The 24,422-nt window shown below is 70.4% G+C and carries 20 protein-coding genes; 12 read left to right on the forward strand and 8 right to left on the reverse strand.

The window, feature by feature from the left end; genetic code table 11:
- The first annotated feature begins 44 nt into the window (after positions 1-44).
- The 7 genes from ACFZDC_RS26825 to pgi all read left to right on the forward strand — a co-directional run bounded on the left by ACFZDC_RS26825 (position 45) and on the right by pgi (position 9,294).
- Positions 45-3,008 carry a M14 family zinc carboxypeptidase gene (locus tag ACFZDC_RS26825; RefSeq protein ID WP_391327825.1) on the forward strand — a complete coding sequence of 988 codons (2,964 nt, stop codon included), beginning with the start codon at positions 45-47 and terminating at the stop codon, positions 3,006-3,008.
- A gap of 319 nt (positions 3,009-3,327) precedes the next feature.
- A complete protein-coding gene (gene gap, locus ACFZDC_RS26830; protein ID WP_391327827.1) occupies positions 3,328-4,335 on the forward strand; it encodes a type I glyceraldehyde-3-phosphate dehydrogenase in 1,008 nt (335 codons plus the stop codon).
- A gap of 151 nt (positions 4,336-4,486) precedes the next feature.
- Positions 4,487-5,698, forward strand: coding sequence for a phosphoglycerate kinase (locus ACFZDC_RS26835; RefSeq protein ID WP_391327829.1), 1,212 nt, complete (start codon positions 4,487-4,489; stop codon positions 5,696-5,698).
- 6 nt (positions 5,699-5,704) lie between these two features.
- Positions 5,705-6,481, forward strand: a complete 777-nt coding sequence (gene tpiA / locus ACFZDC_RS26840) for a triose-phosphate isomerase (RefSeq protein WP_391327830.1) — start codon at positions 5,705-5,707, stop codon at positions 6,479-6,481.
- A gap of 108 nt (positions 6,482-6,589) precedes the next feature.
- Entirely contained in the window at positions 6,590-6,826 is a 237-nt protein-coding gene (secG, locus tag ACFZDC_RS26845) for a preprotein translocase subunit SecG (protein WP_391327832.1), read from the forward strand.
- A 211-nt stretch (positions 6,827-7,037) separates the two neighbouring features.
- A complete protein-coding gene (locus ACFZDC_RS26850; RefSeq protein ID WP_003957010.1) occupies positions 7,038-7,373 on the forward strand; it encodes an RNA polymerase-binding protein RbpA in 336 nt (111 codons plus the stop codon).
- Between the two features lie 268 nt (positions 7,374-7,641).
- The gene (pgi, locus tag ACFZDC_RS26855) at positions 7,642-9,294 is read left to right on the forward strand and encodes a glucose-6-phosphate isomerase (protein ID WP_391327834.1); all 1,653 of its coding nucleotides are present in this window, start codon (positions 7,642-7,644) and stop codon (positions 9,292-9,294) included.
- A gap of 143 nt (positions 9,295-9,437) precedes the next feature.
- On the opposite strand, the gene ACFZDC_RS26860 is transcribed toward pgi, so the two are convergent.
- The 3 genes from ACFZDC_RS26860 to ACFZDC_RS26870 are packed head-to-tail and all read right to left on the reverse strand — an operon-like array spanning position 9,438 to position 13,039.
- Entirely contained in the window at positions 9,438-11,720 is a 2,283-nt protein-coding gene (locus ACFZDC_RS26860) for an FtsX-like permease family protein (RefSeq protein ID WP_391327836.1), read from the reverse strand.
- Positions 11,721-11,759: 39 nt separating this feature from the next.
- Positions 11,760-12,527 (reverse strand): ATP-binding cassette domain-containing protein, encoded by a 768-nt coding sequence (locus tag ACFZDC_RS26865; protein ID WP_391327838.1) that lies wholly within the window; start codon positions 12,525-12,527, stop codon positions 11,760-11,762.
- On the reverse strand, positions 12,524-13,039 hold the full coding sequence (locus ACFZDC_RS26870; RefSeq protein WP_391327840.1) for a helix-turn-helix transcriptional regulator: 516 nt from the start codon (positions 13,037-13,039) through the stop codon (positions 12,524-12,526). Before ACFZDC_RS26870 ends, ACFZDC_RS26865 begins: the two co-directional genes overlap by 4 nt.
- Positions 13,040-13,168: 129 nt before the next feature.
- Here ACFZDC_RS26870 and ACFZDC_RS26875 point away from each other — a divergent pair, with 129 nt between their 5' ends.
- The 5 genes from ACFZDC_RS26875 (at position 13,169) to ACFZDC_RS26895 (ending at position 19,834) form a co-directional block, all read left to right on the forward strand.
- The gene (locus ACFZDC_RS26875; protein WP_391327842.1) at positions 13,169-14,440 is read left to right on the forward strand and encodes an extracellular solute-binding protein; all 1,272 of its coding nucleotides are present in this window, start codon (positions 13,169-13,171) and stop codon (positions 14,438-14,440) included.
- 143 nt (positions 14,441-14,583) lie between these two features.
- Positions 14,584-16,245 carry an alpha-amylase family glycosyl hydrolase gene (locus ACFZDC_RS26880; RefSeq protein WP_391327844.1) on the forward strand — a complete coding sequence of 554 codons (1,662 nt, stop codon included), beginning with the start codon at positions 14,584-14,586 and terminating at the stop codon, positions 16,243-16,245.
- A 53-nt stretch (positions 16,246-16,298) separates the two neighbouring features.
- Positions 16,299-17,627, forward strand: coding sequence for an extracellular solute-binding protein (locus tag ACFZDC_RS26885; RefSeq protein WP_391327845.1), 1,329 nt, complete (start codon positions 16,299-16,301; stop codon positions 17,625-17,627).
- A 9-nt stretch (positions 17,628-17,636) separates the two neighbouring features.
- A complete protein-coding gene (locus ACFZDC_RS26890) occupies positions 17,637-18,998 on the forward strand; it encodes an ABC transporter permease subunit (RefSeq protein ID WP_391327847.1) in 1,362 nt (453 codons plus the stop codon).
- The gene (locus ACFZDC_RS26895; protein WP_391327849.1) at positions 18,995-19,834 is read left to right on the forward strand and encodes an ABC transporter permease subunit; all 840 of its coding nucleotides are present in this window, start codon (positions 18,995-18,997) and stop codon (positions 19,832-19,834) included. Before ACFZDC_RS26890 ends, ACFZDC_RS26895 begins: the two co-directional genes overlap by 4 nt.
- A gap of 57 nt (positions 19,835-19,891) precedes the next feature.
- On the opposite strand, the gene ACFZDC_RS26900 is transcribed toward ACFZDC_RS26895, so the two are convergent.
- The 5 genes from ACFZDC_RS26900 to zwf all read right to left on the reverse strand — a co-directional run bounded on the left by ACFZDC_RS26900 (position 19,892) and on the right by zwf (position 24,421).
- On the reverse strand, positions 19,892-20,368 hold the full coding sequence (locus ACFZDC_RS26900; protein WP_391327851.1) for a hypothetical protein: 477 nt from the start codon (positions 20,366-20,368) through the stop codon (positions 19,892-19,894).
- Between the two features lie 29 nt (positions 20,369-20,397).
- A complete protein-coding gene (locus tag ACFZDC_RS26905) occupies positions 20,398-20,892 on the reverse strand; it encodes a lamin tail domain-containing protein (protein ID WP_391327853.1) in 495 nt (164 codons plus the stop codon).
- Between the two features lie 168 nt (positions 20,893-21,060).
- Entirely contained in the window at positions 21,061-21,843 is a 783-nt protein-coding gene (gene pgl, locus ACFZDC_RS26910; protein WP_391327854.1) for a 6-phosphogluconolactonase, read from the reverse strand.
- Positions 21,840-22,886: a glucose-6-phosphate dehydrogenase assembly protein OpcA gene (gene opcA / locus ACFZDC_RS26915; protein ID WP_391327856.1), complete on the reverse strand. Its 1,047-nt coding sequence runs from the start codon at positions 22,884-22,886 to the stop codon at positions 21,840-21,842. The genes pgl and opcA overlap by 4 nt, the downstream gene beginning before the upstream one ends.
- Positions 22,883-24,421 (reverse strand): glucose-6-phosphate dehydrogenase, encoded by a 1,539-nt coding sequence (gene zwf / locus ACFZDC_RS26920; protein WP_391327858.1) that lies wholly within the window; start codon positions 24,419-24,421, stop codon positions 22,883-22,885. The genes opcA and zwf overlap by 4 nt, the downstream gene beginning before the upstream one ends.
- Between the last annotated feature and the right edge of the window lies 1 nt (position 24,422).

Genomic DNA, 24,422 nt, shown 5'->3' on the forward strand with positions numbered 1-24,422 from the left:
GGCAACCTGTTCGTCGCTGTGGCGAACCACCGCTAGGGGGGTTCATGAGACACAGAGCGAGATCGATCCTCGCTGTCGGCGCGCTCCTGATCGGGGGAGCGAGCCTCGCACCCATCGCCCAGGCCCAGAGCGGAAGTTCCCCGAGGCCGGCCGTTGACACCGGCGCCGAGGTCAAGGTCTTCCGGGCCGACGTCACCCAGAAGCAGGTACCCCTGCTTCTCAAGGCGGGGCAGGACGGCCACGAACTCGGCGAGCAGGTGGCCGGGAACGGGAAGAGCACCGTCGAGGTCTACCTCACCGCTCAGCAGGCGAGGAAGCTCGAGCAGCAGGGCGTCCACCTCACCGAGCGCGCCCTCTCGGCCAGGGCCGAGACCCGCGTCGAGGGCGCCTCCCAGGGCGTCTTCCGGCCCTACGGCGCAAGGGGCGGCCTCAAGGAGGAGATCCTCCGGACCGCACAGGCCAACCCCGGCCTCACCAAGGTCGAGTCCATCGGCAGGACCGTCAACGGCCAGGACATCCTCGCGCTCAAACTGACCAGGAACGCGAAGAAGTCGAAGGACGGCTCCAAGCCGTCGGTGCTGTACATGTCCAACCAGCACGCGCGTGAGTGGATCACGCCGGAGATGACCCGGCGTCTGATGCACTACTACCTGGACCACTACAAGACGGACCGTCGCATCAAGAAGATCGTCGATTCCACCGAACTGTGGTTCGTCCTGTCGGCCAACCCCGACGGCTACGACTACACGTTCAAGGACTCCACCACCCGCCTGTGGCGCAAGAACCTGCGGGACGTCAACGGCGACGGAGTCATCAGCACGGGCGACGGCGTCGACCTGAACCGCAACTTCCCGTACAAGTGGGGCTATGACGACGAGGGTTCGTCGCCCAACCCCACCAGTGAGACCTACCGGGGCGCGAGCCCCGAGTCCGAGCCGGAGACCAAGGCCCTCGACGGCTTCGAGAAACGCGTCGGCTTCATCTACGCCATCAACTACCACTCCGCCGCGGAACTCCTCCTCTACGGCGTCGGATGGCAGGTCGCCACTCCCACCCCGGACGACGTCCTCTACAAGGCGCTCGCCGGCACTCCCGACAACCCGGCCATCCCGGGCTACCGTTCGCAGGTCTCCTCGGAGCTGTACACCACCAACGGCGAGGCGGACGGCCATGCCTCGAACGTCAACGGCATGGCGATGTTCACCCCCGAGATGTCGACCTGCGAGACCGCGTCGAACATCGATCCGAACGACCCCTGGAACCCCGACGACTGCCAGTCGGTCTTCAACTTCCCCGACGACGAGAAGCTGATCCAGCAGGAGTTCGAGAAGAACATCCCGTTCGCGCTCTCCGTCGCCCGGACGGCCGCCCACCCGGACCGGCCGGTCTCCTCGGTCGGCCTGAGCGCCGCCGGCTTCACCCCGGCCGCGTTCTCCACGTCGTACTCCCGGGGTGCCGACCAGGAGGTCTCCGTCGTCGTCCGCAAGGCGATCCGGGACAAGCAACTCGAGTACCGCGTCAACGGCGGCCGTACGCACGACCGGGCGCTCAGGCCCTGGAAGGGCGGCGAGACGTACGGCGGTGACGACAACCTCTACTTCGACGAGTACCGGGCCAGGGTGCGGGACGGCGAGCCGGGCGACAAGGTCGAGGTGTGGTTCACCGGTAGGACGAGGAGCGGCAAGAAGGTCTCCAGCTCCCGCTTCACCTACACCGTCGCCGAGCGGCCCAGGGCCGACACCCTCGTCGTCGCGGAGGAGGGCGCGGCCGCCGCACAGGCGCGCACCTACGTCGACGCGCTGAAGGCGAACGGCCACAAGGCGATCGTCTGGGACGTCGCCACGCAGGGCGCACCGGACGCGCTCGGCGTGCTCAAGCACTTCAGGACGGTCGTGCACTACTCGGGCGCGAGCGGACCGGGCAACGCCACCCAGCTCCGGCTGCGCGCCTACCTCAACGAGGGCGGCAGGCTGATCGAGGCCGGCGAGCTGGCCGGCGGCAGCGTCGACCTCGGCGACGGCACCCTCTCGGACGACTTCAGCCAGTACTACCTGGGCGCCTACAGCCGCACGTCGACCAAGGGAGCCACGGGCTTCACCGGCTCCGGCAGCCTCGCCGGCTACACCGGCGCCCTCGGCGACGCACCCGGCAACCCGCTCGACAGGGCAGGCACCTACGGTGTCACGTCCGACGAACTGCCGGTCGCGACGTACCCGCAGTTCGCGAGCGCGGGGGCCGGACAGTTCGCCGGCACCGTCAACCCCTACGGCCCGTACAGCGGCTCCTCCATGGCCGCCGCGGTCCACACCGACGACGCCTACAAGCGTCTCACCCGCACCATCGACCTCACCGGTGTCGGCGCCGCCGACAAGCCGGCGCTGAGCACCCGGCTGCTGTGGGACACCGAGCCCGGCTACGACCACGCGGTCGTCGAGGTCCACACCGTGGGCGCCGACGACTGGACCACCCTGCCGGAGGCCGGCGGCGCCACGAAGACGGCCGTACCGTCCGAGTGCGGGGCCGGATTCCTGATCGGTGAGCACCCCTGGCTCAAGCACTATCTGACGCACGCCGGCAACTCCTGCACCGCGACCGGCACCTCCGGGACGTGGAACAGCCTCACCGGCAGCTCCGCCGGCTGGCAGCAGGTGAACTTCGACCTGAGCGCGTACGCCGGGAAGTCCGTCGAGGTCTCCCTCAGCTACGTCACCGACCCGGGCAGTGGCGGTCACGGCGTGCTCGCCGACGACGCCTCGCTCGTCGTCGGTGGCACGGCCAAGGAGACCGAGGGCTTCGAGACGTCCCTGGGCGCCTGGCGCGTGGCCGGACCGCCCCCGGGCAGCCCGGCGGTCCTGAAGGACTGGACGCGCACCGGACGGCTCTTCGAGACATACGGAGCGGTCACTACCCAGGACACCGTGCTGCTCGGCTTCGGCCTCGAACAGGTGCCGTCGGCGGCCGACCGTGCGGCCCTGCTGAAGAAGGCGTTCGCCGCGCTCGCCAGTTGAGACAGATTTACTCGACATGTGAGCGGGGCCCTCTCTCAACGGTGCACGGAAGCGCCCCTCATCAGGTGAGCCGACCCGCTCACGAACGAGTGAAAAGAGCGTCAGCGGGCAGCGGCATTACGGAGCAAAGAGCCGCGAAACAACCGCCGATCCGAGGCGGTCCGTACCCTACTGGCCGGTACGGACCGCCTGCCCGTGTATGCGGCATCTCGATGTCACCCCGGGGGTCTCGGAGAGGTAGGGTCGGGGGTGGTCGGGGACATCCCAAATACAGCTCGCCGGCACCTCATGGCCGGCGTACCAACGAGGAGATCGGTTCGTGACGATCCGCGTAGGCATCAACGGCTTCGGCCGCATCGGGCGTAACTACTTCCGCGCGCTGCTGGAACAGGGTGCAGACATCGAGGTCGTGGCTGTCAACGACCTGGGTGACACCGCGACCACCGCTCACCTGCTGAAGTACGACACGATCCTGGGCCGCCTGAAGCAGGAGGTCTCCCACACCGCCGACACGATCACCGTCGACGGTCACACCATCAAGGTGCTCTCCGAGCGCAACCCGGCCGACATCGCCTGGGGCGAGCTGGGCGTCGACATCGTCATCGAGTCGACCGGCATCTTCACGAAGAAGGAAGACGCCGCGAAGCACATCGCGGGCGGCGCGAAGAAGGTCCTCATCTCGGCCCCGGCCAAGGACGAGGACATCACCATCGTGATGGGCGTCAACCAGGACAAGTACGACCCGGCGAACCACCACGTCATCTCCAACGCCTCCTGCACCACCAACTGTGTGGCCCCGATGGCGAAGGTCCTGGACGAGAACTTCGGCATCGTCAAGGGTCTGATGACGACGGTGCACGCGTACACGAACGACCAGCGCATCCTGGACTTCCCGCACAAGGACCTGCGCCGCGCCCGTGCCGCCGCCGAGAACATCATTCCGACCACCACCGGTGCCGCCAAGGCCACCGCCCTGGTCCTGCCGCAGCTCAAGGGCAAGCTGGACGGCATCGCGATGCGCGTCCCGGTTCCGACCGGCTCGGTCACCGACCTGGTCGTCGAACTCGGCCGCGAGGTCACCAAGGAAGAGGTCAACGCCGCCTTCCAGAAGGCCGCCGAGGGCGAGCTGAAGGGCCTCCTCGACTACACCGAGGACCCGATCGTCTCCTCCGACATCGTCAACGCCCCGGCGTCCTGCACCTTCGACTCCTCCCTGACGATGGTCCAGGAAGGCAAGAGCGTGAAGGTCATCGGCTGGTACGACAACGAGTGGGGCTACTCCAACCGCCTCGTGGACCTCACGGTCTTCGTCGGCAACCAGCTCTGATCGGCCGCAGCGGGCAGCCGATGCGTCAACGCAGGGCTCGGGCAGCGCACCGTCGCGCTGCCCGGGCCCTGACGTGCGTGCAGATCGCCCCGGCCGGCCTGCGAAGATCGAGCCTCGTAGGAACAAGAGCCCTCCTCAGGAGTCCCCTCTCATGAAGACCATCGACGAACTTCTCACCGCGGGCGTGGACGGCAAGCGGGTCTTCGTCCGTGCCGACCTCAACGTCCCGCTCGCCGACGGCGTCATCACCGACGACGGCCGCATCCGCGCCGTCCTGCCCACCGTCAAGGCCCTCGCCGACGCGGGCGCCAAGGTGATCGTCGCCTCGCACCTGGGCCGCCCCAAGGGCGCCCCGGACCCCGCCTTCTCCCTGTTGCCCGCCGCCGAGCGGCTCGGTGAACTCCTCGGCGCGCCGGTCGCGTTCGCCCAGGACACCGTCGGTCCCGCCGCCCACGACGCCGTGGACGGCCTCCAGCCGGGCCAGGTCGCGGTCATCGAGAACCTGCGCTTCAACCCCGGCGAGACGTCCAAGGACGACACCGAGCGCGGCGAGTTCGCCGACCGGCTGGCCGCCCTCGCCGACGTGTACGTCGGTGACGGCTTCGGCGCGGTGCACCGCAAGCACGCCTCCGTCTACGACCTCCCGGCCCGCCTGCCGCACTACGCCGGCTACCTCATCGCCACCGAGGTCGGCGTCCTGAAGAAGCTCACCGAGGACGTCAAGCGCCCCTACGTCGTCGCGCTCGGCGGCGCCAAGGTCTCCGACAAGCTCGCCGTCATCGACCAGCTGCTCGGCAAGGCCGACCGGCTGCTCATCGGCGGCGGCATGGCCTACACCTTCCTCAAGGCCAAGGGCTACGAGGTCGGCATCTCCCTGCTCCAGGAGGACCAGGTCCCGGTCGTCATCGAGTACATGGAGCGCGCCGAGAAGCAGGGCGTCGAGCTGGTGCTCCCCGTCGACGTCGTGGTGTCCCGGGAGTTCCCGGACCTGAAGGCGAAGGCCCCGACCGAGCACAGCGTGGTCGACGCGGACAAGATCCCCGCCGACCAGGAGGGCCTGGACATCGGCCCCAAGACCCGCGAGCTGTACGCCGCGAAGCTCGCCGACGCCGCGACCGTCTTCTGGAACGGTCCCATGGGCGTCTTCGAGCACCCCGACTACGCCGAGGGCACCAAGGCGGTCGCCCAGGCCCTCGTCGAATCGAAGGGTTTCACCGTCGTCGGCGGCGGAGACTCCGCCGCGGCCGTGCGTACGCTCGGCTTCGACGAGAAGGCATTCGGCCACATCTCGACCGGCGGCGGCGCCTCCCTCGAATACCTCGAGGGCAAGACGCTCCCCGGCCTCGCCGCACTGGAGGACTGACCCCGCATGACCACTCGTAAGCCGCTGATGGCGGGCAACTGGAAGATGAACCTCAACCACCTCGAGGCCATCGCCCATGTCCAGAAGCTCGCCTTCGCCCTCGCGGACAAGGACTACGAGGCCTGTGATGTCGCGGTCCTGCCGCCCTTCACCGACCTGCGCTCCGTACAGACCCTGGTCGACGGCGACAAGCTGAAGATCAACTACGGCGCCCAGGACCTCTCGGCGCACGACTCCGGCGCCTACACGGGTGAGATCTCCGGCTCCATGCTGGCCAAGCTGAAGTGCACGTACGTGGTCGTCGGCCACTCCGAGCGCCGCCAGTACCACCACGAGACCGACGAGCTCGTGAACGCCAAGGCCAAGGCCGCCTACCGGCACGGCCTGACCCCCATCCTGTGCGTCGGTGAGGAACTGGACGTCCGCGAGGCGGGCAACCACGTCACCCACACCCTCACCCAGGTCGAGGGCGGCCTCAAGGACCTCCCGGCCGACCAGGTCGAGACGATCGTGATCGCCTACGAGCCCGTCTGGGCCATCGGCACCGGCAAGGTCTGCGGCGCCGACGACGCCCAGGAGGTCTGCGCCGCCATCCGTGGCAAGATCGCCGAGCTGTACTCGCAGGAGGTGGCCGACAAGGTCCGCATCCAGTACGGCGGCTCCGTGAAGTCCGGAAACGTCGCCGAGATCATGGCCAAGGCCGACATCGACGGTGCCCTGGTCGGCGGCGCCTCGCTGGACGCCGACGAGTTCGTCAAGATCGTGCGCTTCCGTGATCAGTGATGAGGGCCGTGAGTAGGCGGTAGCGGCGATACGTCGTACTCTTGCGGGGGCACAGCCGTGGTGCTGTGCCCCCGTCGTCCATCCGAATCCGAGGAAGTTGGTCCAGCCGTGGTTTTGGGGTTCTCGATCGCCCTGATCGTCTTCAGCCTGCTGATGATGCTGCTGGTGCTGATGCACAAGGGGAAGGGCGGCGGCCTCTCCGACATGTTCGGTGGCGGTATGCAGTCCTCCGTCGGCGGCTCCTCGGTCGCCGAGCGCAACCTCGACCGCATCACCATCGTGATCGGTCTGCTGTGGTTCGCCTGCATCGTCGTCCTCGGCATCGTCATGAAGACGAACAGCTGATCGGCGATTCACACATACGCTCAATCCGCACGTAAGGCCCCATGTTCGGTACGCGCTCCTGAGCGCGGCCTATCATGGGGCTTGCGTCTAGGTGTGGGGGTTGTAACTCCAATCACTGGACGCGCGTTGGGCCTTACGTAGACTGAGGCGCTCGCGGCGCAGCGGAAACGCCGACTCGCTTCGCGGCACCATCACGCAGGGAGTTACGACCGTGGCAAGTGGCAACGCGATCCGGGGAAGCCGGGTCGGGGCGGGGCCGATGGGCGAGGCCGAGCGTGGCGAGTCCGCGCCGCGTCTGCGCATCTCCTTCTGGTGCTCCAACGGGCACGAGACGCAGCCGAGCTTCGCCAGCGACGCGCAGGTACCCGACACCTGGGACTGCCCGCGCTGCGGCTTCCCGGCCGGCCAGGACCGGGACAACCCGCCGGACCCGCCGCGCACCGAGCCGTACAAGACGCACCTCGCGTACGTACGGGAGCGGCGCAGCGACGCGGACGGCGAGGCGATCCTCGCCGAGGCGCTCGCCAAACTGCGCGGCGAGATCTAGGACTTCACCGGCCGGGTGCCCACGGGTGCCTGGCCGGCGCCGTCTGCCGCGCCCGCGTCCGGCCGACGTCGGCCTCCGGACGGGCCGCCGCCTTCTCCGGCCTGCCCGTCACCGCGCTGATACCGGTGCGTCAGCCGGACGTACCTCCTGTTGCCCGCATGGACGACGCCACGACCGCTCGTCACAGGCGCTGATCAATTAGGTTGGAACCGGCAGCGGGGCAAGGTACGCAGCAGGACAGGCGCAGGAAAGAAGGCTGAAGTCGGATATGAACGCAGACGGCCGTACCAGGCTCAACCGGACGCCCGAGTGGACCGCTCTCGCCAAACACCGCGAGGAGCTGGCCGACACCCATCTGCGGGACCTGTTCGCCGCCGATCCGGAGCGCGGCGCGGGATACACCCTGCAGGTCGGTGACCTGTACATCGACTACTCGAAGCACCTGGTCACCGACGAGACGCTGCGGCTGCTGCGCGAGCTCGCCGCCGCGACGGACGTCTTCGGCCTCAGGGACGCCATGTTCCGGGGCGAGAAGATCAACATCACCGAGAACCGGGCGGTGCTGCACATCGCGCTGCGCGCCGAGCGGGACGCGGTGATCGAGGTCGACGGGGAGAACGTCGTACCGGCCGTGCACGCCGTGCTGGACAGGATGAGCGACTTCGCGGAGCGCGTCCGTTCGGGTGAGTGGACGGGTCACACCGGCAGGCGCATCAAGAACGTGATCAACGTCGGCATCGGCGGCTCCGACCTCGGACCCGCGATGGCCTACGAGGCGCTGCGCAGCTTCACCGACCGCGACCTCACCGTCCGCTTCGTCTCCAACGTGGACGGCGCCGACCTGCACGAGGCCACCCGCGACCTCGACCCGGCCGAGACGCTGTTCATCATCGCCTCCAAGACCTTCACCACCATCGAGACCATCACCAACGCGACCTCGGCCCGGACCTGGCTGCTGGACGCGCTCGGTGACGACTCCGCGGTGGCCAAGCACTTCGTGGCGCTGTCGACCAACGCCGAGAAGGTCGCCGAGTTCGGCATCGACCCGGCCAACATGTTCGAGTTCTGGGACTGGGTCGGCGGCCGGTACTCCTTCGACTCCGCGATCGGCCTGTCCCTGATGATCGCCATCGGGCCCGACCGCTTCCGGGAGATGCTGGGCGGCTTCCGCCTGGTCGACGACCACTTCCGTACCGCGCCCGCCGAGTCCAACGTGCCCCTGCTGCTCGGGCTGTTGGGCATCTGGTACAACAACTTCCACGACGCCCAGTCGCACGCGGTGCTGCCGTACAGCCACTACCTCTCGAAGTTCACCGCCTATCTCCAGCAGCTGGACATGGAGTCCAACGGTAAGTACGTGGCGCGGGACGGCAAGCCGGTCGAGTGGCAGACCGGTCCGGTCGTGTGGGGCACGCCCGGCACCAACGGGCAGCACGCCTACTACCAGCTCATCCACCAGGGCACCAAGCTCATCCCCGCGGACTTCATCGGCTTCGCCGACCCGGTCGCCGAGCTGAGCGGTGAACTCCGCGGCCAGCACGACCTGTTGATGGCCAACTTCTTCGCCCAGACCCAGGCCCTCGCCTTCGGCAAGACCGCCGAGGAGGTCCGTGCGGAGGGCGTGCCCGACGAGCTGGTCCCGCACAAGACCTTCCCGGGCAACCGGCCGACGACCACGATCCTCGCGCGCGAGCTGACCCCGTCCGTGCTCGGCCAGCTGGTCGCCCTCTACGAGCACAAGGTGTTCGTGCAGGGTGCGGTGTGGAACATCGACTCCTTCGACCAGTGGGGCGTGGAACTGGGCAAGGTCCTCGCCAAGCGCGTCGAACCGGCCCTGACCGAGGGCGCGGAGGTCCCCGGCCTGGACGCGTCCACGAAGGCGCTGGTGGCGAAGTACCGGGAGCTGCGCGGCCGTAACTGACCCGGCTCCCGGGCCGCCGCGGCGACTGTTCCTGTGCGCATCCCCTGGGGTTCCGCCGACTTCAGGGGAGGAAGCGCGCATGATGTGGCCAAGAGCAGGACGCGGCCCGAGGAACGGCAGGACACGTCCTTGTGAGCCGTGGCTCAGGCCACCGCGCTCAGCGTGTCCGCCAGCCGTCGGCGCGCCGCCCGGGCCGCCGGCAGGGCGGCGAGGCCGGCGGCCCCCAGCACGGCGCCCGCGCCCAGCAGGAGCAGCAGGCCGGGCGAGGGCGACTGGGCGATGCCCGCGCCGATGCCGCTGGAACTGCCCTGGGCGTCGATCAGCCGGTGCGCCAGCGGCAGCCCCAGCGCCGTACCGGCAACCGCCGCGGCCAGGGCGGTACAGGTCGTCGCCGTGACGGTGATCGCGGTGATCTGCCGCGGGGACATGCCGATCGCCCTGAGCGCCAGCACGTCCCGCTCGCCCTCCCGGACGCTGCCGCCGATCGCGGTGAGCAGCTCGACGAGCCCGATGAGGGCGAGCACGGCGATCAGCCCGGTGACGACCCCGCGCAGCGGGGACAGCCCGTCGGCCGGGTTGGTCACGGCGTGCACGTCCAGATGTCCGCGGCCGGTCCTGACCAGGGCGGACGCGACCCGCCGCGGGTCGGCGCCCGGGCGCAGGCGGAGCTGGTAGAAGGCCGGTGACAGGTGCGGGTCGTTCTCGCGCAGGGTGTCCAGGGAGGTCGTGACGACCCGGCCGGCGTTCTGCGGCTCGATGCTGCGGCCCACGATGTGCAGGATCTGCGGCTGCTCGCCCACGGTCATCCGCACCCAGTCGCCGACCCGTACGTGCAGCAGGTCGAGCAGGCCCTGACCGGCCACCGCCTCGTCCGGCTCGTGCGCGGCCCGGCCCTCGGCGAGGGCGTACGGGTAGGGCTGGGTGCGCGTGCCGAGGCCGCGCAGCGCGATCGTCCCGGTCTGGCCGGGGACCAGCGCGACCACCTCGACGCCCGGATAGGCGGCGCCGACCCGGGGGTCCTTCGCCAGCAGGGCCCGTACGTCCGCGTCGCTCATGCCGCCGTCCGAGCGGACCGAGAGCGCCGCCGGCAGCCCCACGCGCTCGGGGTCGCTGTGAAACTGGTCGAGGGTGGTCCACGCGCTGAGCGCCACCACCATCAGCAGCAGCGGCAGCGTCAGCCGGGCCACGCCGGCCAGCGAGCGGCCGCGGCCCGCGAACGCCTTGTGGCAGCCCAGGACCAGCGCGGCCGGCAGCCGCAGCCCCAGGGCGCCGCGGGCGAGGCCGGTGAGACGGCCGCCCCCCGGAGCCGACGGGCGCGGCACCGGCACCGGAGGCACCCGGCCCGCCCGCCAGGCCGCGAGTCCCGTCGTCAGGCCGATGAACAGCACCGCACCGACAGGCACGGCGGACAGCGCCACGGTGTGCCCCGGCAGCCCCTGCCACACACCCATCGCGTCACCGAGCCGCCCCGGGATCCGGTTGCCCAGACCCTCGGTGAGCGCGGCCGCGGTCACCGCGCCCAGCACCGCGTACGCCAGGTGCTGGAGCAGGAAGATCCGCACGACCTGGCCGGGCGTGAAGCCGATGGCCTTCAGTACCGAGATGTCCCGCAGATGGCCCCGGATGCGGGTGCCGATCGCCCCGTGCACGGCGAAGCCCGCGGCGGCCAGGGCGCCGAGCCCGAACAGGGCGAGCACCTGCCCGAGGAGCCGGTTCTCGCCCTGTGCCTCGGCCCGCGCCTGCTGCCAGGTGGAGACCTCGCCGACCGCGCCCGCGCCCAGCACGGTCACGGCGCGCTGCACCGCGTAGTCCGTGTCGCCCGGGTCCTTCAGGCGCAGCCCGGTCACCTGGCCGGCGGGGGCGCGCACGGCGGACGGCAGCGCCCACACGAGCCCTGGCTGTGCGCCCGGGCTGTAGCCGGGTTCCGCGCTGTCGGCGATGCCCTCGACGGTCAGGGTGCGGGCGGTGCCGGGCAGGCTGAGGGCGTCACCGGGCTCGGCCAGCAGGGACCGGGCCAGGCGGCTCTCCAGGACCACGCCGTCCGGCTCGGCCGGGTCCAGCCAGTGGCCCGCGGTGAGCAGCGGGCGGCCGACGGAGGGCAGGTGCGGGGTGCCGCGCAGCTCCACGGCGGCGCGGGTGCCGCGGGAGGCCACGGTGGTGGACTCCGTCCGGTACGGGCCGGCGACGGACTCGACGCCGTCCAGCCGGGCGAGTTTTCGGGCGTCGGCGGACCCGGCCGTGCGGATCCACACGTGTGCGCCGTGTCCCTGGGCGAAGGTCCGCTGCCAGGGGTTGGTGGCGTAGCCGAAGAGGGCGGCGGCCAGCAGCAGCGAGGCGACGATGCCGGCGGTGGCGAGCGTGATGAACAGCGCCTCGCCCCGGTGCGTGCGCAGATCGGAGTGGGCCCAGCGGAGGGTGGCTCGCACGGGCTCAGCCCCCGGTCGTCGGACGGTCGTACACCCGGATCAGTCCCTCAGCTCCAGCACGCCGGAGGCGCCGCTCCTGCGGGACGGCGTGCCGTCCAGGGCGGCGTCGTCGGCTATGCGGCCGTCGAAGAAGCTGATGACCCGGTCGGCGGCGCTGGCCAGCCGGGCGTCGTGGGTGACCAGCACGATGGTCTGGCCGCGCCCGTGGAAGCGGGACAGCAGCCGCATCACCTCGCGGGTGCCCTTGCTGTCCAGGCTGCCGGCGGGCTCGTCCGCCAGTAGCAGCGGCGGATGGTTGACCAGGGCGCGGGCCAGCGCGACCCGCTGCTGCTCGCCCCCGGACAGCTCGCCCGGCATGCTGCGCTCCTTGCCCTCAAGGCCCAGCTCGGCGAGCAGCTCCTCGCGCTCGGCCCGGGCCTTCTTCGGCGCGACGCCCGCGAGCAGCGCGGGCAGCTCGACGTTGTCGGCGACCGACAGGTTCGACACCAGGTTGAAGAACTGGAAGACGATCCCGATGGCCTTCCTGCGCTCCACCGCCCAGCGCGCCTCGCTGAAGGAGTCCGTGCACCGGCCGTCGAGCCAGAGGCTGCCCTCGTCCGGCCGCTGCAGGCCGCCGAGCAGGTGCAGCAGTGTGGACTTGCCGGCTCCGGAGGGCCCGGTGATCGCCACGAACTCGCCCCTCGCCACGCTCAGGTCGACCCCGCGCACGGCATGCGCGGGCGCGCCCTCGCCGTGGTGGGTCTTCACCAGGCCCGCGGCCCGCAGCACAGCGGGATGGCCGTGCACAGGAGGGTGGCCGTCACTCACTCCAGCTCCTCCAGTTCCTCCTGGCACCGCTCCAGCCAGTCCAGGTCGGCCTGCAGGTGCAGCATCGCGCCCTCGATCAGCAGATGGGCGATTCGGTTGTCCCGGTTTTCGGCCGCGGCCAGCTTCGACAGATTGCGCATGGTGTTGAGGTACTGGCGCCGTTGCTTGTTGATGAGGGCGATCTGTTCGGCGAGACCGGCCTGCGGGGCGAGTACGAGCTTCATGAAGAACTCGTCCCGGACCCGCGGCTCGTCCTCGGTCTCCTCGAACCAGGCGTGCAGCGCCTCGCGCCCGGCGTCGGTGAGGTGGTAGACCTTCTTGTTGGGCCGGCTGGACTGCTCGACGTCCTCGCCCTCGATCAGTCCCGACTTCTCGAGGCGGCCGAGGGTGACGTAGATCTGGCCGACGTTCGGCTGAGGGTACGCGGAGCCCAGCAGTTGCTCAAGGTCCTGCTTCAGCTCGTAGCCGTGGGCCGGACCGCGCGCGAGGAGTGCCAGGAGGGGCAGACGCACTCGTGCTGTCCTCCTGTCTGCTCAATGTGCTCCAGGCCCTATTATCGCCCATGCCTAACAGGTATACATGGCCTCTGACCCCGGGCAAGGGTGCCCGTGGCCGGGTGTACGTGTTCCAGGGAGGAACCTATGCGGTGGATGCGCGCCGCCGGTAGGGGGCTCCTCGTCCTTGTGGTGGTCCTGACCGGGTACATGGCCTCCGGCGTCCACGCGGAGGAGGCGGGCACGGGCGGCCGCGGGCCGCTCACTCTCGCCACCGCCGGCGACCTCACCGGCTACCTCGGCCCGCTCCTGCAGGGCTGGAACCGCACGCATCCCGCCGAGAAGGTCACCCTCGTCGAGCTGCCGGACTCGGCCGACGAGACTCACGCGCAGATGATCACCGACCTGCGCGGTGGCGACCGGGGCCGGTTCGACGTCCTCAACATCGACGTCACCTGGACCTCGGAGTTCGCGGCGGCCGGCTGGATCCGTCCGCTGCCCCCGGAGCGCTTTCCGCTGAAGAGCTTCCTGCCCGCGGTCGTGGACACGGCCAGGTACGACGGACGGCTGTACGCCGTGCCGTACGTCACCAACGCCGGATTGCTGCTGTACCGCAAGGACGTCCTCGCCAAGGAGGGCGTGCCGCCGCCGCGCACCTGGGCCGAGCTGGAGCACGACGCGAAGACCATCGCGCCCCGGTACGGCCTGGACGGATACGCGGGCCAGCTGCTGCCCTACGAGGGCCTCACCGTCAACGCGGCCGAGGCCGTGTACTCGGCGGGCGGCACGATCCTCGGTGACGAGGGCACCCGCGTCACCGTCGACTCGGACGCCGCCCGCGAGGGCATCGGCTTCCTCGCCCGGGGCCTGCGCGAGGGCTGGATCCCGAAGGCGGCGCTGACGTACAAGGAGGAGGAGTCCAAGCAGGCCTTCCAGGACGGCCGGCTGCTCTTCCTGCGCAACTGGCCCTATGCCTACGCCGTGGCCTCGGCCCCGGGCTCCCAGGTCGCCGGGAAGATCGGCGCCGTGCAGCTGCCGGGGCCCGACGGGCCGGGCAAGAGCGTCCTGGGCGGCTCCAACCTGGCCGTCAACACCCATGCCCGGCATCCCGATTCGGCCGCCCGCCTGATCGCCTACCTCACCAGCGAGAGCGTGCAGCGCCAGGTGCTCACGCGGGGCGCGCTGCCGCCCGTACGCGCCGCGCTCTACGACGATCCCACGCTGGTGCGGCGGTTCCCCTACCTGCCGACCCTGCGCGCCGCCGTCCGCACGGCCGCGCCGCGCCCCAAGAGCCCGCACTACGACCAGGTGAGTCTGGTGGTGCAGGCGGTCGTGCACGACGCGCTGACCGGGCACGAGACGCCCGCGGCAGCGGTACGGCGACTGGCGCGGGAACTCGACGCCGTCGCCCGGCGATAGCCGATTCTCTAGTTACTTGTTAGGTAACGCGGACATCTCATCTCGGCTCGTGATGAGTAGATAAGTCCGTAATTGCCAACCCAACCCGGCAGTAGCTTCTGTTCTTTTCATTGACACCCTCGCGACACGCCTACCTAACATGCATGCATAACTGCTGCCCTTCACAGAGACAGGTCAATGGGTTGAACAGGCACCACTGGTGGCGCGATGCGGTGATCTACCAGGTGTACGTCCGCAGCTTCCTGGACAGCACCGGTGACGGCATCGGCGATCTGGCCGGGGTCCGCGCCGGACTTCCGTACCTGAAGAAGCTCGGCGTCGACGGGATCTGGCTGAGCCCCTTCTACCCCTCGCCCCAGCACGACCACGGCTACGACGTCGCCGACTACTGCGGCGTCGACCCGGTCTTCGGCGACCTCGCCGAGTTCGACCTGCTGATGGCGGCCGCCCGCCGGCTCGGGATCAGGGTGCTGCTGGACATCGTCCCCAACCACTGCTCCAGCGAGCACCCGTGGTTCCGCGAGGCCCTCGCCGCCGAACCCGGCAGCCCGGCCCGCGCCCGCTTCCACTTCGCCGACGGCCGCGGCCCCGACGGCAGCGAGCCGCCCAACAACTGGCACGCCATGTTCGGCGGCCCGGCCTGGACCCGGATCACCGAGGCGGACGGCCGCCCCGGCCAGTGGTACCTGCACATGTTCACGCCCGAACAGCCCGACTGGAACTGGCGCGAGCCCGAGGTGTCCGCCGAGTTCGACCGCGTCCTGCGCTTCTGGCTGGACCGCGGCGTGGACGGCTTCCGCATCGACGTGGCCGCCGGCCTGTACAAGCACCCCGAACTGCCCGACTCGGACGACCCGGAGGCCGACGCCCGCACCCGCGACTCGGTCAACCCGCTCGCCTGGAACCAGCCCGAGGTGCACGAGGTGTGGCGCCACTGGCGCTCCCTGTGCGAGGAGTACGGCGCCTGGGACGGTCGCGAGCGCCTGCTGGTCGGCGAGGTGTCCGTCCCCACGGCCCGCGAACACGCCCAGTACGTCCGCCCGGACGAACTCCACCAGGCCTTCTTCTTCGACCTGCTCAGCGCCCCCTGGGACGCCGACTCCTTCCGCAAGGTCATCTCCGAGGCCATGCAGGACATAGCCGGCACGGGCTCGACGGTCACCTGGGTCCTCAACAACCACGATCAGGTGCGCACCGTCACCCGCTACGGCGAACCCGCCACCGAGGGCAGCGGCCTCGGCGCCGCCCGCGCCCGCGCCGCCGCGCTGCTGATGCTGGCGCTGCCCGGCGCCGCGTACATCTACCAGGGCGAGGAACTGGGCCTGCCCGAGGTCGTGGACCTGCCCGACGACGTGCTCACCGACCCGATCTTCCGCCGCACCGGAAGCCGCGCCCGCATCCGGGACGGCTGCCGGGTGCCGCTGCCGTGGTCCGGGCAGGCATCTCCGTTCGGCTTCACCTCCGGCGTCGAGAGCGCCAAACCCTGGCTCCCGCAGCCCGACTACTTCGCCGAGTACGCCACCGACCGTGCCCTCGCCGACACCCGCTCCTTCTGGCACCTGTACCGCGACGGCCTGCAACTGCGGCGCTCCCTGCCCCAGCTGGGGGAGGGCACGCTGCGCTGGCTGGACGCCCCGCCGGGCGTCCTCGCCTTCGCTCGCGGCGACGGTCTCGTCTGCGCCGTCAACTTCGGTACGTCCCCCACGCCCGCGCCGGCCTCCGGCATCCCCCTGCTGTCCAGCGGTCCCTGCCCGGCCGGGATGCTGCCGGGCTCGACGGCCGCCTGGTGGCTGAGCGACCTCTGATCCTCCCCTCCGTCAAACCCGTCACCTCCCATCCCCCTGAAGGGACATCAACGATGATGCGACGACGTACGACCCTGCTCACGAGCTGCACCGCCCTGGCCCTGGCCCTCGGCGCGACCGCCTGCGGCGGTGGCGGCCCGGTCGCCGCCGGCGGCGGCGACAAGGCGCTGGGCGGCCAGACCGTCACCGTGGCCGGTGTCTGGTCCGGCAGCGAGCAGAAGAACTTCCAGAAGGTGCTCGACGCGTTCAGCGCGAAGACCGGCGCCAAGACGCAGTTCGTCTCCACCGGCGACAACGTCTCCACCGTCGTCGGCAGCAAGATCGAGGGCGGCAACGCGCCCGACGTGGTGATGGTCCCGCAGGTCGGCGTGCTCCAGCAGTTCGCGAAGAAGGGCTGGCTCAAGCCGCTGTCCGCCACCACCGAGAAGTCCGTGGACGCCGGATACGCGCCCGTCTGGAAGAAGTACGGCAGCGTCGACGGCACCCTCTACGGCCTCTACTTCAAGGCCGCCCACAAGTCGACCGTCTGGTACAGCCCCGACGCCCTCGCCCAGGCCGGCGTCAAGCCGCCGAAGACCTACGACGAGATGCTCAAGGCCGGGCACACCGTCTCCGACTCCGGGCTCGCCGCCTTCGCGGTCGCCGGGCAGGACGGCTGGACCCTCACCGACTGGTTCGAGAACATCTACCTCTCCCAGGCAGGACCCGCGAAGTACGACGCCCTCGCCGCCCACAAGCTGAAGTGGACGGATGCGAGCGTGACCCAGGCGCTCACCACGCTCGGCAAGCTGTTCAAGGACAAGCAGCTGATCGCGGGCGGCCAGAAGGAGGCCCTGAACACCGACTTCCCGGGCTCGGTGGAGAAGGTGTTCGGACCCAAGCCCGAGGCCGGCATGGTCTACGAGGGCGACTTCGTCGCCGGGGTCGCCCACGACCAGTTCGGCAAGGCCATCGGCAAGGACGCGAACTTCTTCCCGTTCCCCGCGGTCGGCGGCGGCACGGCTCCGGTGGTCAGCGGAGGCGACGCGGCCGTGGTCCTCAAGGACGGCAAGAACGCCAAGGCCGGCATGAAGCTCCTGGAGTACCTGGCCACTCCGGAGGCGGCGGCCGTCTGGGCCAAGGCGGGCGGCTTCCTGTCCCCGAACAAGAAGCTCGGCCTCGCGTCCTACAGTGACGACGTCACCCGGGCCACCGCCAAGTCCCTCATTTCCGCTGGGGATTCGGTCCGCTTCGACATGTCCGACCAGGCGCCGGCGGCCTTCGGCGGCACCAAGGGCACGGGCGAGTGGAAGCTGCTCCAGGACTTCCTGCGCAACCCCTCCGACCCCAAGGGCACCGCGGCGAAGCTCGAGGCCGCGGCGGCCAAGGCCTACCAGGACTGAGCCGGACACATGACCGCCACCACGCTGGTACACAAGGAGGCGGGCCCCCGGGCCGCCGGCGCGGCGCGGGGGCGCCGCGGCCGGCGGCGCGCCCGGACCGTCGCCCTGCTCTTCGTCTTCCCCGCCCTGCTCCTGCTCGGCGCGCTCGTCGTCTACCCGGTGCTGTTCTCCGTCGGCCGCAGCTTCTTCGACGCCTCCGGCACCCGGTTCGTGGGCGGCGACAACTACACCGAGATGTTCCGCGACCCGGCGACCATGAAGGCCATCCGCAACACGACGATCTGGGTGGTCGTGGCCCCGGCCCTGCTGACCGGGCTCGGTCTGATCCTGGCCGTCCTGGTGGAGAAGGTCCGCTGGGCCACCGCCTTCAAGCTGCTGCTGTTCATGCCGATGGCGGTGTCCTTCCTCGCCGCGGGGATCATCTTCCGGCTCGCCTACGACGAGGACCCCGCCAAGGGCGTCCTCAACGCGGCCGTGGTCTCCGTCCACGACGCCTTCGAGGGGACCTCTTCCTACCCGATGGCACGGGCGCGGATCGGGCACGGGCTGGAAGCGGCCCGCGACGGCTCGTACCTCACGACCGCGAACGTGTCGCCGGGGCACACGACGGCGCTCGGTCTGGTGGGCGTACTGCCCAAGGACCTGCCGAAGGGCGCCTCGCCCGCCTACCCGGCCGCTGAACGGAAGGCCGCCGCCGGTGAACTGCGCGGCGTCGTCTACCTCGACTTCACGCCCGGCGGGGGAGGCAAGCAGGGCAGGGTCGACCCGAAGGAGAGCGGCCTGCCCGGCATGAGGATCGAGGCGCTGCGCGACGGGAAGACGGTCGCGAGCACCACCTCCGCCTCCGACGGCTCCTTCCGCTTCCCCGGACTGCACGACGGCGCGTACACGGTGAAGCTGCCCGCCTCGAACTTCGCTCCGCCCTACCAGGGAGTCTCCTGGCTCGGCCCGACGCTCGTCACTCCGGCGATCATCGGAGCGTACCTGTGGATCTGGACGGGCTTCGCGATGGTGCTGATCGGCGCGGGGCTCTCGACCCTGCCACGGGACACGCTGGAAGCCGCGCGGATGGACGGCGCGAACGAGTGGCAGATCTTCCGCAGGATCACGGTCCCGCTGCTCGCCCCCGTGCTGACCGTGGTGTTCGTGACCCTCGTGATCAACGTGATGAAGGTCTTCGACCTCGTCTACATCATCGCGCCGGGACCGGTGCAGGAGGACGCCACCGTCCTCGCGACCCAGATGTGGCTGGTGTCCTTCGGCGGCGGCAACAACCAGGGCCTCGGCAGCGCCCTCGGCGTGCTGCTCCTGCTGCTGGTGGTCCCCGCGATGGTCTTCAACGTCCGCCGTTTCCGAAGGAGTCAGCGATGAACGCGGTCAGGCGCGGCCTGGGCAGCGGCCTGGTCCAGGCGTTCCTCGTGGTGATCGGCCTGGTCTGGCTCACCCCGCTTGCAGGCCTCTTCGTGTCCTCGCTGCGGTCGGCCCAGGACACCGCCAAGGGCGGCTGGTGGACGGCCCTGGCCAGTCCCGGCCAGCTGTCCTTCGACAACTACTCGGCCCTGCTGAAGAACGCCGGGATGACGCAGGCCTTCTGGAACACGGTCCTGATCTCGGTGCCGGCCACGACGCTCGTCGTGGTCATCGCGGCCCTCGCCGGATACGCCTTCGCCTGGCTGGACTTCCCCGCCCGTGAACCGCTCTTCCTGCTGGTGGTGGCCCTGCTGGTGGTGCCGGTGCAGATCGGCCTGCTGCCGGTGGCCAAACTCTTCGGCCAGCTGGGCCTGTTCGGCACGATCCCGGGAGTCGTCCTCTTCCACGTCGCGTACGGCCTCCCCTTCGCCGTGTTCCTGCTGCGGAACTACTTCGCGGAGATACCGAAGGAGATGCTGGAGGCGGCGCGGATGGACGGCGGCAGCGAGTGGCGCATCTTCACCCGCCTGGTCCTGCCGGTGGGCCGCCCGGCCATCGCCAGCCTGGCCATCTTCCAGTTCCTGTGGGTCTGGAACGACATGCTGGTCGCCCTGCTCTTCGCCGACAGCTCCTCCCAGCCGCTGACCGTGGAACTCCAGTCCCAGGTCCGCCAGTTCGGCAGCAACATCGACGTCCTGGCGCCGGGCGCGTTCCTGTCCCTGATCGTGCCGGTGGTGGTGTTCTTCGCCTTCCAGCGGCACTTCGTGCAGGGCGTGATGGCGGGCTCGGTCAAGTGACCGGGACCCGCCCGCGGCGAACCGTACGGAGGCGGCCGAGGTGACGGCCGCCTCCGGTCACGCGTAGGTCCAGCGCCAGGCGTTCGCGCTGTAGGCGCACCTGATCCGCGCACCGCTCGCGGTGGTGGTCAGCGCGCCGTGGTCGCTGTTCCGGCAGAACTGGCCTGCCTGGTAGCAGTTGCCCGCGTTGGAGACGATGGAGCAGGTGCCGCTGCCGGTACCGCTGTCGTCACTGCGCAGGGTGCCCGCGGCGGCCCTGGTGACGGTGACGGTCGGCCCGGGTGTGCGGACGGTCCTGGTCCTGGTCACCGTCGGCGCCGGTTTCGGCCGGACGGTCACGGTGGCCGTCGCGGTGACGGTCATGGTCGCGGTGGGCCGGGGCGACGGTGTCGGCGCTCCGGCCGCGTCGTCGTGCCCGGACTGGCCGCAGCCGACCGCGCCGGCGGCCACCAGGGCGACACAGGCGGCCCACACCCGCCCGCGCCGGTGTGACGGCCGGGTGCCGCCCGGTCGCCGCGGACTCTTGTACGACATCACGGTCATCCTCCCGGGACGGCGCGGCGTCAGCCGTGGAAGGTGATGTATCCGTTGCCGTCCCGGTCGTCGCGGGACTTGGTGTAGGCGTGGCTGTCCGCGTGGGCACCGGACGGCTTGTACAGGTGGATGGTGTCCTTGTCGTTGTTCCAGATGAAGTTGCAGTTCTGGCGGTACACCACGTTGTTCGCGTCCGAGTCGGTGCCGTGGCCTCCGCGCAGCTTCACGTAGTCACCGGGCTGGAGGTAGTGGTTGGCGGAGAAGACGAACTCGTTGCCAGTGGCGTCCTTGACGACGTAGCCCCTGAGGTTCACCGTCGTGCTGCGCGAGTAGTTCTTGATCGTCAGGTACTCGCTCTTGCTGTTGCCGGTACGGCAGTTGTTCGAGTCCCGCCCCGGAGCGTCGTACTGGACGCCCTTGATCTTCAGGGCGGAGGAGTACTCGGTGGCCTGGGCCGGAGCCGCGACGACGACGGCGAGCGTTCCGGCCGCGGCGGTAGCGGCCAGCGCGAAGCGTATACGCATGAGGTCCCCCCTCAATGGTGCGAATGGAGCTCCAGGAGCCTACACAAAAGATGGTGGGTACATGAGCATCTGATGCAGAAAATGTGAAGAGCTCGGCTGAGGGAGGGTCAGGAAGACGACGAGGGCGGCAGAGGAGTCGTCCTCTGCCGCCCTCGGAGCCTCACGCGCTCAGGGTGAAGCCGGCGGATACAGCGAGCGCGGCAGTTGGGAAGCCGCGGCCGAGTCCAGCAGCCACAGGGTGCGCTGCCGGCCGTATGCGCCCGCCGCCGGGGCCTGGATCTCGCCCGCGCCCGACAGGGCGATCGCCGCGGCCTGCGCCTTGTCCTCGCCGGCCGCGAGGAGCCAGACCTCGCGGGCCGCGCGGATCGCCGGGAGGGTGAGGGTGATCCGGGTCGGCGGCGGCTTGGGGGCGCCGTGAACGCCGACCACCATGCGCTCGGTCTCCCGTACGGCCGGCGACTCCGGGAAGAGCGAGGCCACATGGGTGTCCGGGCCCACGCCCAGCATCAGGACGTCGAAGGAGGGAACCGCGGCGTGGTTCTCCGGGCCGGCCGCCTTCGCCAGTTCCTGCGCGTAGGCTTCCGCCGCCGCGTCCACGTCCGCACCGTACGGACCGTCCGAGGCGGGCATGGCGTGCACGCGCGCCGGGTCCAGCGGCACGGCGTCCAGCAGGACCTCGCGGGCCTGCGTGACGTTGCGCTCCGGGTCGCCCTCGGGGAGGTAGCGCTCGTCGCCCCACCACAGGTCCAGGCGGCTCCAGTCGATGGCGTCCCGGGCGGGTGCCGCCGCCAGCGCGGCCAGCACCCCGTTGCCGTTGCGGCCGCCCGTGAGGACCACGGACGCCTGGCCCCGGGAGGCCTGCGCGTCCACGATCTTCGTGATCAGGCGGGCCGCGGCGGCCTGCGCCATCACGTCCTTGTCGCGGTGCACGACCAGCTGTGGAGTGCTCACTTCGCCGCCGCCTTCTTCGCCGGGGCCTTCTTGGCGGCCGCCTTCTTGGCAGGTGCCTTGGCGGCCTCCTCCACCGGCTCCGGCACCGCGACCGGCTCCCCGGACGCGGGCTGCGGGACGGTGTTCAGCCGCTCCACGCCGTAGCGCAGCGCCGACGCGTACGTGTCGTCCGGGTCCAGCCGGCGCAGCTCCTCCGCGATCAGCTCGGCGGTGTCCCGCCGCTTCAGCGCCACCGCGCGGGCCGGCTGGCCGTCGATGGCCAGGGTGGCCAGCGAACCGTCGGCGCGGTCCAGGACGATCGGACCGCTGCTGGTGTCCATGCGCACGGCCGTCAGACCGGGGCCCGAGGACAGCGAGCGCTTGACGGGGACGTCCAGCCGGTCCGCGAGCCACATCGCCAGCAGCTCGCAGCTCGGGTTGAACTCCTCGCCCTCCACCTCGACGGCGCGCACCTCGCAGACCACCTGGTCCAGGGCCGCCGCCAGCATCGAGCGCCACGGCGTGATCCGGGTCCAGGACAGGTCGGTGTCGCCGGGCGTGTAGGTCTCGGCGCGGGCGGACAGCTCCCGTACCGGCTGCTCGGCGGCGTAGGTGTCGGTGACCCGGCGCTGGGCGAGCGCGCCCAGCGGGTCCTTGGCCGGGTCCAGCGGGGCGTTCACCGGCCACCAGACCACGACCGGGGCGTCCGGCAGCAGCAGCGGCAGCACGACCGAGTCGGCATGGTCGGACACCTCGCCGTACAGCCGGAGCACCACCGTCTCGCCGGTGCCCGCGTCCGCGCCCACCCGCACCTCGGCGTCCAGCCGCGAGGACGTGCGGTCGCGCGGGGAGCGGGAGACGCGCTTGATGACCACGAGCGTGCGCGAGGGGTGCTCGCGCGAGGCGTCGTTGGAGGCCTTCAGGGCGTCGTAGGCGTTCTCCTCGTCGGTGACGATGACGAGGGTCAGGACCATGCCGACGGCGGGGGTGCCGATGGCGCGGCGGCCCCGCACGAGCGCCTTGTTGATCTCGCCGGCGGTGGTGCCGGTCAGGTCTATTTTCATGGCCGGCGCCAGCTCCGTCCGTCTCGTGCGAGCATCTCGTCCGCCTCGGCCGGCCCCCAGGTGCCCGACGGATACTGCGCGGGCCTGCCGTGCTTGTCCCAGTACTGCTCGATCGGGTCGAGGATCTCCCAGGACAGCTCGACCTCCTCCGTGCGCGGGAAGAGGTTGGCGTCGCCCAGCAGCACGTCCAGGATCAGGCGCTCGTAGGCCTCCGGGCTGGACTCCGTGAAGGACTCGCCGTAGGCGAAGTCCATGGACACGTCCCGGATCTCCATCGAGGTGCCCGGCACCTTGGAGCCGAAGCGGACCGTGATGCCCTCGTCCGGCTGGACGCGGATGACGACCGCGTTCGAGCCCAGCTCCTCCGTCGCCGTGTGGTCGAAGGGGGAGTGCGGGGCCCGCTGGAAGACGACCGCGATCTCGGTGACGCGGCGGCCCAGCCGCTTGCCGGTGCGCAGGTAGAAGGGGACGCCCGCCCAGCGGCGGTTGTCGATCTCCAGCTTGACGGCCGCGTACGTGTCGGTCTTCGACTTCGCGTCGATGCCGTCCTCTTCGAGGTAGCCGATGACCTTCTCGCCGCCCTGCCAGCCCGCCGCGTACTGCCCGCGGACCGTGCTGCGGCCCAGGTCCTTCGGCAGCCGGACGGCGCCGAGCACCTTGGTCTTCTCCGCGGCCAGCGCGTCCGCGTCGAAGGAGGCGGGCTCCTCCATCGCGGTCAGCGCGAGCAGCTGCAGCAGGTGGTTCTGGATGACGTCACGGGCGGCGCCGATGCCGTCGTAGTAGCCCGCGCGGCCGCCGATGCCGATGTCCTCGGCCATGGTGATCTGCACGTGGTCCACGAAGGACCGGTTCCAGATCGGCTCGAACATCGTGTTGGCGAAGCGCAGCGCCAGTATGTTCTGGACGGTCTCCTTGCCGAGGTAGTGGTCGATCCGGAACACCTGCTCCGGCTCGAACACCTCGTGCACGACCTTGTTCAGCTCCTCGGCCGACTTCAGGTCGTGGCCGAAGGGCTTCTCGATGACCGCGCGCCGCCAGGAGCCGCCGGTCTGGTCGGCCAGGCCGTGCTTCTTCAGCTGCTGGATGACGACGGGGAACGAGCGCGGCGGCACCGAGAGGTAGAAGGCGAAGTTGCCGCCCGTGCCCTGTGCCTTGTCCAGTTCCTCGATGGTGGAGCGCAGCCGCTCGAACGCGTCGTCGTCGTCGAAGGTGCCCTGGACGAAGCGCATCCCCTGGATGAGCTGCTGCCAGACCTCCTCACGGAACGGCGTACGGGCGTGCGCCTTGACGGCGTCGTGGACCTCCTGCGCGAAGTCCTCGTGCGCCCACTCGCGGCGGGCGAAGCCCACCAGTGAGAAGCCCGGCGGCAGCAGACCCCGGTTGGCGAGGTCGTACACCGCGGGCATCAGCTTCTTGCGGGACAGGTCGCCCGTGACGCCGAAGATGACCAGACCCGACGGCCCCGCGATGCGCGGGAGCCGTCGGTCGGCCGGGTCACGAAGCGGGTTCGCTCCGGGGCCGGAAACGGGTGACAAA

The organism is Streptomyces sp. NPDC007905, assembly GCF_042959345.1.
Classification (GTDB): Bacteria; Actinomycetota; Actinomycetes; order Streptomycetales; family Streptomycetaceae; genus Streptomyces.